Genomic DNA, 17200 nt, shown 5'->3' with positions numbered 1-17200 from the left:
TGCAGTCGGAGTACTCGCTGTGGACCCGCGACCAGGAACCGCAGGTGCTGCCGCTGCTGCGCGAGCTGGGCATCGGGTTCGTCGCCTACTCCCCCCTCGGCCACGGCTTCCTGACCGGGAAGATCCGGTCGGAAAGCGACTTCGGCCCCGACGACTTCCGGGCGAGCAACCCCCGCTTCACCGGCGAGAACTTCCAGCGCAACCTCGCCCTCGCCGACCAGGTGCAAGCCATCGCCCATGAGGCCGGCGCCACGCCCGCGCAGGTCGCGATCGCCTGGTTGCTGAGCAAGGGCGACGACATCGCCCCCATCCCGGGCACCAAGCGGGTCTCGCGCCTGGAGGAGAACGCCGCCGCCGACGACCTCGTCCTGACCGCCGAGCAGATCGCCAAGCTCGACAGCCTGCCCCCGGCCGCCGGCGGGCACCACAACGAGGCGCAGATGCAGATGATCGAACGCTGACCGTTCGATCCGCCACGAGAAAGGACGTCCATGCGGACGGTCACCCTGAACAACGGCGTCGAGATGCCGATCCTCGGCTTCGGCGTCTACCAGATCCCGCCCGAGCAGACCGAACAGGCCGTCACCGACGCCCTCCAGGCAGGCTACCGGCTGCTCGACACCGCGGCCGCGTACCAGAACGAGGAGGCCGTCGGTCGCGCGATCAAGAGCAGCGGCATCCCGCGCGAGGAGCTGTTCGTCACCACCAAACTGTGGATCTCCGACGCCGGCGAGGAGAACGCCCGGCGCGCCTGCGACGCCTCCCTGACCAAGCTCGGCTTGGACTACCTCGACCTGTACCTGATCCACCAGCCCTTCGGCGACGTCTACGGATCCTGGCGCGCCATGCAGGAGCTCAACCGCGAAGGCCGCGCCCGCGCCATCGGGGTGTCCAACTTCTATCCCGACCGGCTCATCGACCTCATCGACCACAACGAGATCACACCCGCGGTCAACCAGATCGAGACCCACCCGTTCTTCCAGCGCACGCATGACCAGCAGCTCATGGGCGAGCGCGGCGTCCAGATCGAGTCGTGGGGACCGTTCGCCGAGGGCCGCAATGGCCTCTTCACCCATCCCGTCCTGAGCGACATCGCCGAACAGCACGGCAAGTCGGTCGCGCAGGTAGTGCTGCGCTGGCTCATCCAGCGCGACGTCGTCGTGATCCCCAAGTCGGTCCGTGCCGACCGGATGGCCGAGAAACTTCGACGTTCTTGACTTCGAGCTCACCGACGACCAGATGAGCCGCATCGCCGGCCTGGACACGGGCGCCTCGCTGTTCTTCGACCACCGCGATCCCGGCGTGGTCAGCCGGCTCGGCAACGTCCGCCTCACGGACTGATCAGGCGGGCAAGCGGCGGCTGTTGACCGATACACAGGAGGTAGTGATGCATATCAGGACGCTGGGACAAGGCCTGCAGGTGTCGGCCGTGGGGCTGGGTGATTCGGACGTATCAGGGTGCCGGGTTTCCTGAATTGCCAGGCGATAGGAACAGTTCGATGACGGGTACGGCGACGTCGGGCCGCTGGACGGGCAGTTCGAGGGTCAAGCTGTCCGGCGCCGGAGCGGCCATGGTCGTGGTGTCGGCCGTCTGGTGCTGATCGATGATCCGCGTACGTATCTCGGATGCGTCGTGCAGGAATTGCGCATACTCCACCCGGCCGGCCAGGCCGGGCAGGTGGAGATGGGCGAAGGGCCACGCGAACAGGTGCAGGTAGAGGCGGTCGCCTCGCTGGGTGTAACGGCAGTCGGCAGGTGCCGTGAAGTCGCTGGGGCCGCATCCGTAGACGGAGCGGGAGTGTGATCGCATCCAGGTGCCGATGGCGCCGAGAGTCCGCTCCGCGCGGGGGTCGATGAGTCCGCGCCCGGTCGGGCCCACGTTGAGCAGCAGGTTGCCGCCCTTGGCGACGCTGTCGATCAGCATGCGGACAAGCAGAGCCGGGGACTTGTCGTCGAGGTTGTCGCGGTCGTACCCCCAGCTGCCGTTGATCGTCTGGCATGCCTCCCAGGCCACCTCGCGGCCGTCGACGCTCAGCGGTGCGGAGGGCTGGTACTGCTCGGGGGTGAGGAAGTCCCCGGGGATGTCGAGCCGGTCGTTGACCATGATGCCCGGCTGGAGTCGCCGGACCATCGCGAGCAGTTCGGGCGATCGCCAGTCGGCCGCGCCCTTACCGCCCCATCTCCCGGGCCTGCCCTGGTAGGAGAAGTCGAAGAACAAGTAGTCGATCGTGCCGTACTCGGTGAGCAGTTCGCGTACCTGAGCGTGCAGGTAGTCGGTGTACTTCGCCATGTCTCGGCCGGCGGTGGCCGCCTTGAAGGCTTCGTCGTCGCGCTGCGGATGGTGGCAGTCGACGGGAAATTCAGGGTGATGCCAGTCGATCAATGAGTGGTAGAAACCGACCCGCAGGCCCTCGGCCCGGACGGCTCCCACCAGCGGCGCGATCAGATCCTTGCCATAGGGGGTGCGAGTCGCCTTGTAGTCCGTGTGCGAGGAGTCCCATAGACAGAATCCGTCATGGTGTTTGGTGGTGATGACGATATAACGCATGCCGGCGCTCTTCGCCAGTCGCGCCCACTGCGCGGGGTCGTACAGGTCGGGGTCGAAGTGGTCGAAGTAGGGCTGGTATTCCTCGTCGGTCAGGCGCTCGCGGCTTTTGACCCACTCGTGGCGAGCGGCGAGAGAATACAGTCCCCAGTGGACGAACATGCCGAAGCGGGACTCGGAGAACCAGGCGTGGTCGGCTGCGGTGGACGGGTGCTGCATGGTGTTCCCTTCATGGCCAAGGGCGGACGCGGTGGTTCACCGGCCGCCGAGGCCGCTCGTCGCGATCCCGCGCACGAGGTGTTTCTGCAGGATGATGAGGAGCGCCGTGGTGGGCGCCATGGAGATCACGGACGCGGCCATGACCAGATTCCACTGAGTGCCCTGCTGCCCGAAGAACAGTTGCAGTCCCAACGGGACAGTGGCCTTCTCGTCCACCGAGTTGATGATGATCAGCGGCCACAGGAAGCTGTTCCAGTAGTTGATGAACGTGAAGACGGCCAGGACCGCGAGCGCCGGTTTGACCAGCGGCAGCATGATGTGGGTGAAGACGCGCACGGCGCCTGCCCCGTCCAGGCGGGCGCTCTCCTCCATCTCGCGGGGGATGGTCAGGAAGAACTGGCGCAGCATGAAGGTGCCGAATGCGGTGAACGCCCAGGGAAAGATCAGCGCCTGATAACTGTCCACCCAGCCGAGCCAGCGCATCAGCATGAACATCGGTACGACAAGGACCTCCTGGGGGATCATCAGGGTGGCCAGGAAGACGAGGAAGAGGCTGTCGCGGCCGCGCCAGCGCAGCTTGGCGAAGGCGTACGCCGACATGCTGGACGCCACCAGGACCACGATCGTCCCGCAGACGGCGACGGCGAAGCCGTTGACCACGAAGCGGCCGAACGGCAGGAACTCGAACGCCTCCCGATAGTTCTGCCAGCGCAGCACGGATCCCAGCAGGCTCGGCGGCGAGGCGAAGACCTCGTCAGCGGGCTTGAGCGAAGTGGACACCATGTACACCAGCGGCGACACGAAGGCGGCGGCCACCAGATAGAGCGCGAGATGGGAGATGACCAGCCTGGTCCTCCTCGCCCGCCGAGAGTTCCAGGACGGCACGGCGTGCGCGTGCTCAGGCATCGTAGGTGACCCATCTGCGCTGGCCGGCGAACTGCAACCCGGTCACGCCCAAGATCAGCACGAACAGGATCCAGGCTCCGGCGGAGGCCAGCCCGAACTGATAGATGGAGAATCCCTGGTCGTAGACGAACATCATGAGCGTCTCCGTATCGATTCCGGGCCCGCCCCCGGTCAGCAGGAACGGCTGGGTGAAGACCTGGAACGACGTGATGAGCGTCATGGTCGTGGCGAAGAACATCGACGGTGAGATCATCGGCAGCGTGACGCGGAAGAACAGCCGCCACGGGCCGGCGCCGTCGATCTGCGCCGCCTCCAGAATGTGCGGGGGGATGGCGTCCAGCGCGGCGGAGAAGACCAGCATGTTGTAGCCGAACCCCTGCCACACGCTCATGGCGACGACGGCGAACATGGCCCAGCCCTGTTCGCCGAGGAAGTTCGGCGCATGCGCACCGGTGATCGACTGCAGCGAGCCGTCGATGAGTCCACCTGGCTGGTAGATCAGACGCCAGACGATCGCATTGGCCACCATGGGCGTGACCACGGGGAGAAAGAATACGACGCGCAAGGCTCTGCGGCCCTTGATGCGAGGCGAGATCCAGACCGCCAGCCCGACCGAGACGATCAGGTTGAGCGGCAGGTAGAGCACGACGAAGAGCAAGGTGTTGAGCAGCGCCCGGCGGAAGACGGGATCGTCGAACAGCGTCGCGAAGTTGCCGAGCCCGGTGAAGGTACGGGTGCCGACCGCAGGCCACTGGAAGAACGCGATCACCAGCGACATCACGATCGGGAAGAGAGTGAAGAGCGCCAGGCCGATCACGCTGGGCGCGGCGAAGAAGGCCGCGATCCGGCCGTCACCGCGGCGACGGCCCCTGCGCCTGCCCAGGCTTGGCGGCGCCGACGGCCTGGATATGGCGTCGTTGTACACGGTCGCTCCCTGTCCATGGAGTCCCGGGCGTCCATGGAGTCCAGGGCGCCGGGAGTGTCCGCCCGGCGCCCTGTCCATCCGTCCTCCGGCTATCGGGCGGCTTGCTGCTGGACCTGCTGGAGAACGTCCGCCGCGGTCGCCTGGCCATTGAAGGCCTGCACGCCGTACTGATTGAGCGTCTTGGTCACCTGATCCCAGTTGCCGGTCGTCCGGAACGGCTTCGCCGACGCGTTGGCGGCGTCGATGACCTCCTTGGCGCCTTCGAAAGCGTTCTTGTACCACTTGTCCTGGACGGACTTGCGAGCCGGGTAGGCGCGTCCGAGCTCGCCGAGCTGCCCGAGCACCTTGGCGCCGGTCATCACGCTGATCGCCGTGAACGCCTCATCCGGGTAGGGGCAGGACTGGGAGATGCCGAAGCCGGATCCGGCCGAGTAGGTCTTGGACCCGCCGGGTCCGGCGGGAATGGTCGCCAGGCCCACGCCGAACTTGGCCTGCTGTTTGAGCGAGAGCACCGACCATGGCCCGTTGACCGACATCGCCACGCTGCCGTTGAGGAACTGGGTGTCGGGGAAGTTGTTGTCCACGCCGGGAACCTTCGGTGCCACGCCGTCCTTGGCGGCCAGGTCCGCGTACCACTGGAAGGCGGTCACCATCGGATCGGCGGTGAGGGCGAGTTTGCCGGACGCGTCGACCGGCTCGGCGCCGGTCCGCGAGAGCAGCATCGGGAACATGTACAGGTCCGTGGGATAGGCCACGAAACCGTGCTTGCCGTCGCGCGTCAACGCCTTGGCCGCCGACTCGAAGTCGGCCATGGTCCAGCCGACCTTCGGCGCCGGCACGTCCGCAGCCTTGAACAGGTCCTTGTTGTAAGTGATGACCAGCGAGCCGAGGTCGTACGGCAGCGCGTACTGCTTGCCGCCGGAGGCGAGCCCGGCCATGATCGATGTGTCGAAGTCGCCGACGTCGAGCGCGTTCTTCGCAATGAGGTCGTCCAGTGGGCGCATCCCGCTGGTGTATCCACCTGTCCGCAGGCTCTGCATCGAGACGATGCAGGGCGCGCTGCCTCCGGCCAGGCGCGTGCCGAGCTTGGTGAAGTAGTCGTTGAACGGCGCCGTTTCTAACGTGATCTTGATGTTCGGGTGTTCTGCGGCGACGTCGTCGGCCACCTTCTGCCAGGCGTCCCGGTCTTCCGTGCCGGAGGCCCACATCGACCACGTGAGAGTGACCGCGCCATTGGTGGCCTTGCTGCCGCCTGAACCCTGGTCGTCGCCTCCGCACCCGCTGACGAGCCCCGTCGTGATGACCATGGCGACGGCGATCGTTGACGATCGCGGGCCGCCCTTGATTCTGCCCTTGCCCATCGCAGCTCCACTCAATAAGCTCGGGGCCGAGTTAATTAGGAGGAAACATAGGCTTCGCGCCACTGCGATGTCAATAAGACTGTGATAGGAAACAACCGATGAATCAGCGGCGAAGCACTCTTCGTGGCGATCTGACCCCCGTCGAGATCCTGGCGCTGCTCGGCACCGCCGGTGCCCTGGACCGGCGGCAGATCGCGACCCGCCTGCGGCTCGGCATAGCCACGGTGCACGAGCACACCGGGCGACTGCTGTCCTCTGGCTATCTGCGGGCCCTCGCCCCGCAGACCGGCACCGTCGGCCGACCCCGCATCCCGCTGCAGGTCGTGCCCGAGGCCGCCGCCACCATCGGCATACGCGTCGCGGCCGACCATCTCGTCTCTGTCGTCGTCGGGCTCGACGGCCGGATCATGACATCCGATCAATCTTCGTTCGACCACCACTCGGATCCAGTGCCTCAACTGCTCGACGCGATCCGCCGGTATCTGGGGGACCCATCCGTCGGGCCGCGCCTGAAGGGCGTCGGAGTCGCCGTACCCGATCCCGTCGACCCTGCGACCGGTTACATCCGATTCAGCCCTCGATTCGGCTGGACCGACCTTCCACTCGGCCAGCGGCTACGCGCCGAACTGCCGATTCCGGTGCTGGTCGACAACGTCATCAGAGCCAGCACCACCGCCGAGCTGCTGTATGGGGCCGGACGCGAGCACGACGACTTCCTGGTGCTCGGCATCGGCGACGGCGTAGGGCTCGGCGCGGTCCTGCACCGGCGCGTACACCGTAGCCCCAATGGCCTGTCCGGCGAGTTCGGCCACACACCGGTCAGCTCCACCGGCCCGCGATGCCCGTGCGGCGCCCGGGGTTGCCTGGAAACCTTCACCAGTGACCGCGGAATCCTGCGCGCCGCCCGGCGCAAGGGCCTGGCCGACGCGGACACGAGCATCGAGGCGGTCCGTACCCGATCAGCATCCGGTGAGCCGGCGATCATCGAACTCCTCGCCGAGATCGGCACAATCCTCGGCCGGGCGATCGCCGGCGTCGTCAACCTGCTCGGCACGCCCGCCATCGCCGTCATCGGCGAGAACCACGACCTGTGGCCAGGGCTGGAGCCCGGATTCCTCGAAGCGATGCAGGCCAGCCCGGTCGCCGCCGCCCACCACGTCAAAGTGATCGTCCGGCCATGGCACGACAGCCAGCACGCTCACGGCGCGGCCAGCCTTGCCCTCGCCCACCCGGAAACGTTCTCCTGACCGCGCGCCCTCAAACCGTAGACGCGTGAGGGCGCCGATGTGTCTCCGGGCGGGAATGCGCTTACCGTACGAAACGGTTCCGTTGCGGGTCTCCGTGGGCCGAAGGTTTTGGCCGCGTATCGCGGCCAAAACCTCATCGGCGAGCGCCATGAGCCGTCCCCGCTGGGCGACGTCCGCGTAGCCCCGTCAGGCGGGGGACAGCCTGAGAGCGCTGCGTTGGCTGACGCTGCGAAGTCAGGCCGCCCAGCCGCGCAGCGCGGCGGGGATCGTCGAGCGGAACGTGGTCTCGGCCGTGGCGGTATCGAGGGCCCCGGCCAGTTCGAGAGTCACCAGACCGTGCAGGGTCACCCAGAGGGAGAGCGCGATGGAGGTCGCGTCACCCGAGAGCGCGGAGGCCGACCGAGCGCGGTCTATCGCCTCGATGAGCGGCCTGACGGGATCTGCGGCACCCATGTCGCCGGACGGGTCGAAGCTCTGCACGCCGCCGAACAACACCGTGTAGAGGTGACGGTGCTCGCGCCCCCATCGCCGGTAAGCGACCGCGAGCGCATAGAGGTCGGCGAGGGGGTCATCGGAGGTCGGTACCGCCGACAGGTCCTGGGACAGCCCGGCCACCGCCCTGTCGCGTACTTCGGCGATCAGCCCGTCCTTGCCGTCGAACAGCGAGTAGACCGCGGCGGTCGCGGTCCCGGCGGCGGCGGCCAGGGCGCGGATAGTGATCGACTCCCGTGGACGGGTGGCGAACATCTCGGTCGCGGAGTCGATGAGGCGGTCTTTCACGGTGTCGTCGTTTGTTCTCGGCCTTCCCACGACGACCAGCCTAGCGGAGCTGGTAGCGTATCCAAACATCGTTTTGAAACAGCGTTTGGAAAATATATGTCTCTCCCGTTCCTTAGCCTCGCCCCGGACGACGACAGGGTTGGACCGTCAGGGGCGTGACCCGACACAAGAGGGGTCGTTGACGGGCCCTCAAGCTCTGGTCGCTTGGTAAGCGAGCCATTGCTCTCGGGTGATCGCGTACTCGACTTCACCAAGATGACTGCCTGGGAGCGGTTCTTCCCAGTCCAAGTGGAACGTACGGACGTGCTGCATGCCAATTGCGGTCATCGTTGCGCGGGAGGCAGTGTTGACCGCCATGGTTTCGGCGAAGACGCGGGTCAGTCGAAGATCTTCGAACCCGTGTCGAACAAGCTCGCGGGCTCCCTCACTGGCCAAGCCCTGGCGCCAGCAGCGACGCAGCAACCGGTACCCGAGTTCGGCCTGTCCTTCGATCGGGCCTTGGCCGACGCGCGTGGGTGGCTCCAGGATCCACCAGCCGACGAACTGCCCCTCTACGAAACCGGCCCAGAAGCCGAGCCCCGCGACGCGGCCCGCGGCGGCAAGCCGCTGGCGATGGAAGACCTCAACTTCCTCACGGCTACGTGCACGGCCAGTGATGTAGCGCATGACCTCGGGATCGGCGTCGAGTTCGATCTCGTGTTCGAGGTGTTCGTCGGACAGTGGAAAAAGCTTGATGCGGTCGGTACGCAGTATCGCCTGAGACATGGGACGCATTCTTGCGCTCGAGCAACTTGCCGGTCATTCGCATTTCCCCGAGGGGACGTCGGCGATCGCGGCGGGGCGGCCGAATCATGCTCAGCACGGCGGGCCAAGGTCCCGACAAGTCGATCTGGACGCTGACACCAGTGGCGACAGTTACTCGCGAACACCGACGCATTCCTCTGCAATGGACATCTGGCGCTCGTCCGGCCGGTGGGAGGAAGCCGTCACACACGCCAAAGCGTGATCGTCCCTGATCCCGGGTCTGGGGAGGCGGTGGTCGGTGTCAAGGCCTGCGGCGTCTGCCACCCCGACCTGCACTACCGGGAGGGCGGCATCAACGACGACTTTCCCTTCCTGCTCGGCCATGAGGCCGCCGGCGTGGTGGAGGCGGTCGGCGAGGGGGCCACCGAGGTGGCGCCGGGCGACTACGTGATCCTCAACTGGCGCGCCGTCTGCGGGCAGTGCCGAGCCTGCCTGCGCGGACGGCCATGGTACTGCTTCGCCACCCACAACGCCGCGCAGAAGATGACCCTGGCTGACGGGACCGCGCTCTCGCCCGCCCTTGGCATCGGCGCCTTCGCGGAGAAGACCCTCGTCGCGGCGGGGCAGTGCACCAAGGTCCCGTCCCAGGCACCGGCACAGGTGGCCGGACTGCTGGGCTGCGGGGTGATGGCCGGGCTCGGCGCGGCGATCAACACCGGTGGCGTCACCCGCGGCGACACCGTGGCCGTCATCGGCTGCGGCGGTGTCGGCGACGCGGCGATCCTCGGAGCGTCGCTGGCCGGCGCGGCGACGGTCATCGCCGTGGACGTGGACGACCGGCCACGGCGCGGATGTCGTGATCGACGCGGTCGGCCGCCCGGAGACCTACCAACAGGCCTTCTACGCGCGGGATCTGGCTGGGACCGTGGTCCTGGTCGGTGTGCCGCCGCCGGAGACGACCCTCGACCTGCCCCTGCTGGACGTCTTCGGCCGGGGCGGGTCGCTGAAGTCCTCCTGGTACGGCGACTGCCTGCCCTCCCGGGACTTCCCGATGCTGATCGACCTGTTCCTGCGGGACCGGCTGCCGCTGGACAGGTTCGTCTCCGAGACGATCGCGCTGGATCAGGTGGAAGAGGCGTTCGCCAAGATGCGTCACGGCGAGGTGCTCCGATCGGTGGTGCTGCTGTGATCGAACAGGTCGTCACCTCCGGGACGTTCTCGCTGGACGGCGGCACGTGGGAGGTGGACAACAACGTCTGGCTCGTCGGCGACGACCGCGAGGTGATCGTCATCGACGCCGCCCACTCCGCCGAGGCGATCGCCGAGCGGGTCGGCGACCGGAGCGTGTGCGCCATCGCCTGCACCCACGCACACAACGACCACGTCAACGCCGCCGCCGCGCTCGCCGGGCTGACCGGTGCGCCCATCCTGCTGCACCCCGCCGACCAGGTGCTCTGGGTCCAGCTGGTATCCCCTCTTCCCCAACCGCATCGTCGCCGCGGTCCTCCTCGCGGGCTGATCAGCTCCGAGCCCCCAGCCGCCGCCTGCGCACCGCCCTGTCCTCCGATGCGGTACTGCCCGGCGTCGAGTGACCGTCACGCGCTAATGAGCCTGGCCACACTCGTCCGCTTCGGCCTACGCCTGCGGCTCAGATCAAGCGGTGCCGGTCTGCAACCCCGCGATGAGTCCGTCGAGTATCCGCAACTGACGGGTGGGTGTGGTCAGGCCAGCGGTGAAGATCGCGTTGATCTGGAGTCCCATCAGCGTGGCCATCACGAGATCCAAGAACGCATCGAGATCGCAGGACGGGTTGATCTCTCCCGCTTCAGCCGCAGTCCGCAGATACGAGAGCATCTGATCGCGCCAGCGCGACATCGCCTGGTCGTAGACGTCGATCAGTTCCTCATCGGCTACCGCGTAATTCCAGAAGCCGATGACAACGCGCGCCTCGTTGAGACGCTCGTTATCCAGGGGCATGATCTCGATGCAGAACTTACGGAATGCGTCCACGCCGTTGGACCGGGCGATGGTGCGGGCGGCCCGCTGCTCGGTGGCTGCGTTCGCGCGCTCCAGCGCGGCCCGCAGAATTGCTGCTTTGGTGGGAAAGTATCGTGCCAGCGCACCGTTGGAGAACCCCGCTTCGGCTGCGAGATCTCGCATGTTCAGCGACGCGAATCCTCGCCGGGCGACAAGGCGCCACACAGCTTCGATGATCTCTTCACGCCGCTCGTCGTGGTCCACGATCTTCGGCATGAACACACCCTACCAACGGCTAGATTACTGCGACATGGTGGCCATGACCAGCACCATTGCGGTGGAAGCGAAAGCGTTCAATGACTGGAGAACGCGCCGTCCCGCCTGCGTAGAGCGTCGGGCCGTCGGGAAGGAAACCAGGACTCTGACTGCCCCGCAGGCGATCACGATGTGGGAAGGCCAGCCATGCGGAGGAGAAAGGCACAGTCCGACGGCGCCAGGCTCGGCGCGGGAAGCGGAGCCCCGGAAGGTACGGGCTTCTACGCGCCGGAAGATCCGCGAGATCTTCCGCAAGCCGGCCGACGCGTGGATGTGCCGTGGGCGATCTTGCTTGGCAAGAGGCTCTTCACCTCCGTCCCATCGGCCACGCAGGCGGCTTGACACGCTCATCGAGAACCCCTTCCCAGCAACCCGATCAGGGGGTTAGATTGGAGCTATTAATCTACAACTGTAGACTACAGGCGCTGGCGCGGCAGCAGTCGGTGCGGTGACATCGAGGCCCTCGAATCCGGCACCGGCCACTGCACCCGGACACCTGAGCCCCCAAAGCCCAGGTAGTCGTCGCCCCTCGCCATTGCCGCCTGAGTTGCCCATCGTCATGACCATTACGACCTCATAGGACGCAGCGTGCCCGATCTCGAGCCAGATGAATTCCGTCGCCAGGGCCACCAGCTGGTTGACTGGGTTGCCCAATACCGCACCTCGCTCCCCTCCATGCGGGTGCAGCCGAACGTCTCACCGGGCTCCGTGAAGGCTCAGCTTCCTCGTGAACTGCCTGAGCAGCCGGCCGAGGCGCTGGGTGATGACCTCGTCGCACTGCTCAACGATGTGATCGTCCCCTCGTCGCTCCACTGGCAGCACCCAGGATTCTTCGGCTACTTCCCGGCGAACGCGTCACTGCTGTCGCTCCTCGGTGACATCGCGTCGGGCGGGATCGGAGCACAGGGAATGCTCTGGTCATCGTCGCCGGCCGGGACGGAGATCGAGCAGGTCCTGCTCGACGGTCTAGCGGATGCGCTGGGCCTTGGCAGCGAGTTCACGTTCGCCGGGGGCGGAGGCGGTTCGCTGCAGGATTCGGCCTCGTCGGCATCTCTAGTGGCGCTGTTGGCCGCGCTGCAGCGCAGCAACCCGGACTGGCGCGAGCACGGCGTGGACGGCACCGAGACGGTGTACGTCACTGCCGAGACACACTCGTCACTGGCCAAGGCTGTGCGTGTGGCCGGGCTCGGCGCGCGAGCGCTGCGGATCGTCCCCTTCACCGAGGGCACGCTGTCCATGTCGGCGGACGCCCTGGCGGACATGCTGGCCCAGGACGCAGCCGCCGGAAGGAGGCCGGTCATGGTCTGTCCGACCGTGGGAACAACCGGCACAGGTGCCATCGACCCCGTCAGCGACGTCGCACTGGCAGCGCGTGAGCACGAAGCGTGGGTGCACGTCGACGCAGCATGGGCGGGAGTCGCGGCGTTGTGTCCCGAGTTCCGCTGGCTCGTGGACGGCGTGGACCTTGCCGACTCCTTCTGCACCGACGCACACAAGTGGTTCTACACCGCCTTCGACGCCTCGTTCATGTGGGTGCGCGATGCTCGAGCGCTACCGACAGCGCTGTCCATCACGCCGGAGTACCTGCGTAACGCCGCGACGGAATCGGGCGAAGTCATCGATTATCGCGACTGGCAGGTCCCGCTGGGCCGTCGTATGCGTGCGCTGAAGATCTGGTCGGTGGTGCACGGCGCCGGACTGGAAGGACTGCGCGAAAGCATCCGCGGCCACGTCGCCATGGCCGACTCTTTGGCCGGCAGGATCGATAATGAGCCGGGCTTCGCCCTGGCCACCCCGCCGTCACTGGCGCTCGTATGCCTGTATCTCGTCGACCGGGACGGTCGCCCCAACGACACCGCCACCAAGGCAGCAATGGAGGCGGTCAACGCCGAAGGGCATTCCTTCCTCACGCACACATCGATCAACGGTCACTTCGCTATCCGCGTCGCCATCGGCACGCCGACGACGCTGCCCGACCACATCGACACCCTGTGGGACTCGCTCCGCAAGGCCGCTCGCCAGAGCGGAGAGCACTGACAGCCCGGGGCGGGCGTCGCCGAGCGTGGGCTTCCACGGCGGGCTCGACCAGGTGCTCGGCAGACTGGAAACTCTGGGCGGTCAGGACGTGGTGGATGCGGTCGGGGGCGTCAATGTCCTGCTCGGGCGCTGGCCTCGTGGTCACCTGCACGATCAGGTTCGGTCCCGCATCGTACGATCGTGTCGTTGTCCGATGCGCGGACCCGGCAGGCCGTTGAGCAGTAGCGGCGCCGACGTCCTCACCTGACCGCCCACACCAGGACGTTGGCCAGGTCCTCCTTCTCAAAGAACGCGACCACGTCCTGCTCCGAGTGGCGCAGGCTGAAGTGGGTCAGCACGAACAGGTTGTCCGGATGCGCCGCCACGAACGGCCGCAGCTCGCTCCACACCGTGTGGCCCACGCGCCTGGCTCGGTCCAGCTCCGCGTCGTCCAGGTACGTGCACTCGGTGATGATCACCGGGTAGTCGGTCAGCCAGGGCGTGCGCGGCAGCGCGTCGGCGTGGGTGTCGCCCAGATAGGCGAACAGCGGCCGCCGGACCGGACGCTCCACCTCGCGGCCGTCCGCCCGTTCCCGGGCGAGCAGCCGCCCGAACTCCACCGGGCTCAGAGTCTCCTTGAGCGAGGCGTACTCGGGGGCCAGCGCCCGCCGGCTCTCCGCGACGCAGTAGCCGACGCTGGGCACCTTGTGCTCCGCGGCGAACACCCGTACCGTGTGCGAGCCGCCCTTGCCGATGGCGAACTCCTCCTCCGGACATACCCCGTGCACTCGCACGCCCTCGGCCTGGGCCGGGTCGAAGGCGGCGGTCTGGTTCAGCGCAGTCGTGGCGCGCAGGTAGTCGCGGACGTAGCCGGCCGCCTGCGCGGGAGCGTAGATATCCACCCCGGTGGGCCTGGTCGCCAGGAAGTCGAGGTCCTTGGAGTGGTCGAGGTGGGTGTGCGTGAGCAGGACCGTGTCGACCTGCCGGCCTTCCACGAGCCCGGCGTCCAGAGCCAGTTTCAGCTCGGGCACGTGGAAGAACGTCTTGTCGTTGGCCCGCGAGTATCCGGTGAGCGTCAGCCCGCCCGGCATGGTCCAGGTCTTCCACTGGCGGAACGGATGCTTGCGCTCCAGCCGGGAAGGAAACATAGTCACATCCTCAATAACTCGGGGTCGGCGGGCGGTAGTCCTTACCTGACCTGCGCAGCCATTCGGCGGCGGCCTTGGCGTTCTTGACGTCGGGCGGGACGCGGCGCGGCCCGTCCTGCGTCTCCAGCAGCCAGATATCCTCGGGCATCACCCACGACCTGCTCACGCCGTAGCCGCTGCTGCCGGGGTCCGTGACACACCACAGCCGCGCGCCCATTCTGATTTTCGGGACCTGGTCCAAAAGCCACTGGTAGCCCATGCGCTCGGCGATGATCAGTCGCACCTGGCCGCGCGGCTCCGCCAGCCATTGGGTGCCGGTGACCTGGCCGGTGATGACGTGCTCGGGGACCCGGGAGCCCCGCCACACGTGCACACCGAACCCGTCCGGATAGATCACCGCAGGCCCGTACGCATGGTGCGGCTGCCCATACACGTCGAGGTGCAGCTCGACAGGCCGTTCAGTCAGCACGGCGGCGCCGCGCAGCGGCCACCACCACCCCGCGCTGCGGGCGACCCGCGCCAGCCCGTCGGCCGGCGGCGCGTCGATCAGCCCGAGGCCGCGGAACGCCTCCTGCATGGCCAGCCGCGCCACGTCGTGCTGGCCCAAGATGGCCCCGTCCTGCAGCATTCCCACTTCCGAGGGCCGGTGCGCCTTCTTCGGCAGACCGAGGTCCTTCCAGCGGGTCGTGGTGAGCAGCTCGTACACCTCGTCCTTGAGCATCCCGCCGATCCGCTCCCCGGTCCGAAGCGGCGTCTTGACCTGCTCGGAGATCTGCCACCAGGTCGTCTCCCAGAGGTCGCCCCACTCCGGCCAGCCGCCCACGGCCTTAATCTCGCGGCTGACGTTGTCCTCCCGGTGGCGTGCCACGGCGATGGTGGCGGCCATCGGGGAGTCGGCCCACTCGATCCGGTCGGGTTCCGGCAGCCCAGCCAGCCGGTAGGCGTCGGCGACGCCTGCTTCCGCCTGCTCCCGGGCGGCCGGGCCGGTAGCGTCCGGGACGTGCAGCCACTTTTCCCGCACATCCGACAGGATCGCGCAATGCTCGGCGGAGAGCTTCGTGAGGCGGGGGACCTTCTTACTCATGTGATCAGTCTTGCAGCGGCCCCAGCGGAGGGGCATCGAATTTCCGGCCTGCCGCGCTCCTTGATCTGCTTCTGCCACTCCGGCGTCCGGAACCCCGTAGCTCAAGTCAGCAGGAGCGTCGATCTCACGCTGTTGCCCTCGAAGGCACGCACGCAGCGCGCCTTGTCGATGTGCGCCTCCTGAGAGGAGAGCAGCTTGTAGGTGTCCATCCCTCGGCGGCCACCTTGCGCAGGTAACGCGCCTCCTTCGCGGACTGTTCTTCGCCGGCTCCTGCGACAGCGGCAAGCCCAAGCCTGTCCCGGGCGACCTGCTCGACCCCTCCGCCTCACCTCCACGACAGCTTCTCCCCCAACCTCATCCCCCGTAGTAGGTGATCGGGCAGCGCCGCGCTCCCTCCTACGCCGAGACGGGTTTGTCGGGATCGAGGTGGCGGTAGATGGTGGCACGGCTGACGCCGAGCCGGTCGTCGTGTAGCAACCCGTACCCCGCTTCACCCCCACCTCCGACAGCGAAAGGACCGCAGCATGAACATCAGGATCAGCGACGACGACGGCGACGTGCAGGGCGACGTCGGAGTCGTCATCAAGGACACGAACGGCCCCCTCCACCTGGGCCACGGGACATCTACACCAACACCACGGTGGTGAGCGGAGACGGTGTCACCGTGGTCAACGGCGACAACCCCGGAGGGATCTCCAAGTCGTTCGGCAGCACGAAGAAGTACAAGAAGAAGTGATCGCCACCCTGGTAAGGCGACGGCCGCCGTACCCCTCGCGCAGAGTTGGGCGAGGGTTGAACGATCGTGGGACGCCTCGAGGCGCGTGGTAACACCGGTTGACATCACCGGCGCGCGCTGCCTATCCGCCGGATGTGTAAAGCGAACGAACGTTACCGGACACCTCCAATACCTCTCCCTCACCACCTTCAAGATCGCTATGGCCGCTCTCCGGCCAGTGCTGCCCCCCTGGTTCGCCCCAAGGCGGTGTCGGTTAGGGGGCGAACTGCTGGTGTCCTATGACGGAGAGGAGTTCGAGCTTTCCCTGGCTGTCGGTGCCGGGGCGGGCGGCCAGCACCACCAGGGTCTGAGTGCGGTCTTGGGTGCACAGGAACTGGGCGTCGACGTCGATACGGCCGAGGTCGGGGTGGAGGATGGTCTTGGACTCCTCATAGCGCCGGGCGACCTCCCCGAGTTCCCACACGCGGATGAACTCGGGGCTGAGTTCGTGGAGTTCGGCGACCATACGGGCGGCTCGGTCGACGTCGCTGCCGGCTGTCAGCGCGGCCCGCAGGCGTGCTGCCTGGGTGCGGGTGTGGCGCGGGCGGTCTTCTTCGGCGTAGTACAGGCGCTCGGCCGGGTCGGTGAACCAGCGGTAGAAGCAGCTGCGGGCCAGGCCCGTATGGCGGGTCCGGTCGCCGAGCAGGGCGGTGGCGATCGGGTTCATCGCGAGGGTCTCGGCCATGTCGGTCAGCACCAGGGCCGGGGTGTCGGCGTTCAGGCGTTCCAGGACCCGCAGGAGGGTCGGGCTGACGTGCTCGGAGGGATGGAAGCGGGCCGGGGCGTTGTGGCCGATGAGGGCGAAGAGGTGGTCGCGTTCGTCCGGTGTCAGGCGCAGGGCCCTGGCGAGGCCGGTGGTGATCTGGACGGACGGCTGCGGAGCGCGCTGCTGCTCCAGGCGGGCGTAGTAGTCGGTGGACATGCCGGCGAGCTGGGCGACCTCCTCGCGGCGCAGCCCCTGGGTGCGCCGACGTGGACCCTTGACCAGTCCGACGTCGGCGGGGCGCAGCAGCTCGCGCCGCCGGCGCAGGAACTCCGCCAGTTCTTTCCTGTCCATGCCTCCCATTGTCGTCGTTTTGCGTCGGCCCAGCCAGGGACCGCCGATCCATGGATGAACCTTCCCCTCCCGCCTCCGCGCGGGCGCCCCTACGGTCGGGG

General features: G+C 67.3%; 15 protein-coding genes and 2 pseudogenes. 7 read left to right on the top strand and 10 right to left on the bottom strand.

Annotation, left to right across the window (positions count from 1 at the left end; genetic code table 11):
• Both EJK15_RS31760 and EJK15_RS31755 read left to right on the top strand, forming a co-directional pair.
• The coding region (locus EJK15_RS31760) for an aldo/keto reductase (RefSeq protein ID WP_138714163.1) at positions 1–461 on the top strand (461 nt) is incomplete at its 5' end.
• Between the two features lie 30 nt (positions 462–491).
• A complete protein-coding gene (locus EJK15_RS31755) occupies positions 492–1217 on the top strand; it encodes an aldo/keto reductase (protein ID WP_338089901.1) in 726 nt (241 codons plus the stop codon).
• Positions 1218–1453: 236 nt separating this feature from the next.
• Here EJK15_RS31755 and EJK15_RS31750 read toward each other — a convergent pair whose 3' ends face one another.
• The 4 genes from EJK15_RS31750 to EJK15_RS31735 form a co-directional block, all read right to left on the bottom strand.
• Positions 1454–2764 carry an alpha-L-fucosidase gene (locus EJK15_RS31750; protein ID WP_138714162.1) on the bottom strand — a complete coding sequence of 437 codons (1311 nt, stop codon included), beginning with the start codon at positions 2762–2764 and terminating at the stop codon, positions 1454–1456.
• A gap of 36 nt (positions 2765–2800) precedes the next feature.
• Positions 2801–3670, bottom strand: a complete 870-nt coding sequence (locus EJK15_RS31745) for a carbohydrate ABC transporter permease (RefSeq protein WP_138714161.1) — start codon at positions 3668–3670, stop codon at positions 2801–2803.
• Entirely contained in the window at positions 3663–4595 is a 933-nt protein-coding gene (locus EJK15_RS31740; RefSeq protein ID WP_206061205.1) for a carbohydrate ABC transporter permease, read from the bottom strand. Before EJK15_RS31740 ends, EJK15_RS31745 begins: the two co-directional genes overlap by 8 nt.
• A gap of 89 nt (positions 4596–4684) precedes the next feature.
• Positions 4685–5956 carry an ABC transporter substrate-binding protein gene (locus EJK15_RS31735; RefSeq protein WP_138714159.1) on the bottom strand — a complete coding sequence of 424 codons (1272 nt, stop codon included), beginning with the start codon at positions 5954–5956 and terminating at the stop codon, positions 4685–4687.
• Positions 5957–6054: 98 nt separating this feature from the next.
• Between EJK15_RS31735 and EJK15_RS31730 the strand changes: the two genes are divergently transcribed.
• The gene (locus EJK15_RS31730; protein WP_138714158.1) at positions 6055–7203 is read left to right on the top strand and encodes an ROK family protein; all 1149 of its coding nucleotides are present in this window, start codon (positions 6055–6057) and stop codon (positions 7201–7203) included.
• Between the two features lie 234 nt (positions 7204–7437).
• On the opposite strand, the gene EJK15_RS31725 is transcribed toward EJK15_RS31730, so the two are convergent.
• Both EJK15_RS31725 and EJK15_RS31720 read right to left on the bottom strand, forming a co-directional pair.
• Entirely contained in the window at positions 7438–7983 is a 546-nt protein-coding gene (locus EJK15_RS31725; RefSeq protein ID WP_206061204.1) for a TetR-like C-terminal domain-containing protein, read from the bottom strand.
• 189 nt (positions 7984–8172) lie between these two features.
• Positions 8173–8748, bottom strand: a complete 576-nt coding sequence (locus tag EJK15_RS31720) for a GNAT family N-acetyltransferase (protein WP_138714156.1) — start codon at positions 8746–8748, stop codon at positions 8173–8175.
• A gap of 189 nt (positions 8749–8937) precedes the next feature.
• Here EJK15_RS31720 and EJK15_RS31715 point away from each other — a divergent pair.
• Positions 8938–9916, top strand: a pseudogene (locus tag EJK15_RS31715) (alcohol dehydrogenase catalytic domain-containing protein).
• A pseudogene (locus EJK15_RS31710) lies at positions 9913–10140 on the top strand (MBL fold metallo-hydrolase); the annotation flags it as partial. The pseudogenes EJK15_RS31715 and EJK15_RS31710, both read left to right, overlap by 4 nt.
• A gap of 240 nt (positions 10141–10380) precedes the next feature.
• Here EJK15_RS31710 and EJK15_RS31705 read toward each other — a convergent pair.
• Entirely contained in the window at positions 10381–10980 is a 600-nt protein-coding gene (locus EJK15_RS31705) for a TetR/AcrR family transcriptional regulator (protein ID WP_138714155.1), read from the bottom strand.
• A 627-nt stretch (positions 10981–11607) separates the two neighbouring features.
• Between EJK15_RS31705 and EJK15_RS31700 the strand changes: the two genes are divergently transcribed.
• Complete coding sequence (locus EJK15_RS31700) at positions 11608–13056, top strand: pyridoxal phosphate-dependent decarboxylase family protein (protein ID WP_138714154.1); 1449 nt, start codon at positions 11608–11610, stop codon at positions 13054–13056.
• 239 nt (positions 13057–13295) lie between these two features.
• Here EJK15_RS31700 and EJK15_RS31695 read toward each other — a convergent pair whose 3' ends face one another.
• A complete protein-coding gene (locus EJK15_RS31695; RefSeq protein ID WP_138714153.1) occupies positions 13296–14183 on the bottom strand; it encodes an MBL fold metallo-hydrolase in 888 nt (295 codons plus the stop codon).
• 10 nt (positions 14184–14193) lie between these two features.
• The gene (locus EJK15_RS31690) at positions 14194–15267 is read right to left on the bottom strand and encodes a DUF6745 domain-containing protein (protein WP_138714152.1); all 1074 of its coding nucleotides are present in this window, start codon (positions 15265–15267) and stop codon (positions 14194–14196) included.
• Between the two features lie 524 nt (positions 15268–15791).
• Between EJK15_RS31690 and EJK15_RS76485 the strand changes: the two genes are divergently transcribed.
• Positions 15792–15914 carry a hypothetical protein gene (locus tag EJK15_RS76485; protein ID WP_276615445.1) on the top strand — a complete coding sequence of 41 codons (123 nt, stop codon included), beginning with the start codon at positions 15792–15794 and terminating at the stop codon, positions 15912–15914.
• A 342-nt stretch (positions 15915–16256) separates the two neighbouring features.
• On the opposite strand, the gene EJK15_RS31685 is transcribed toward EJK15_RS76485, so the two are convergent.
• Positions 16257–17099, bottom strand: a complete 843-nt coding sequence (locus EJK15_RS31685; protein ID WP_138714151.1) for a helix-turn-helix transcriptional regulator — start codon at positions 17097–17099, stop codon at positions 16257–16259.
• Between the last annotated feature and the right edge of the window lie 101 nt (positions 17100–17200).

This window comes from Nonomuraea basaltis (genome assembly GCF_005893125.1).
In the GTDB taxonomy this organism is placed as follows: domain Bacteria; phylum Actinomycetota; class Actinomycetes; order Streptosporangiales; family Streptosporangiaceae; genus Nonomuraea; species Nonomuraea basaltis.
Note: the sequence above shows the minus strand (reverse complement) of the source record. Positions and strands in the feature narration are given on the sequence as shown.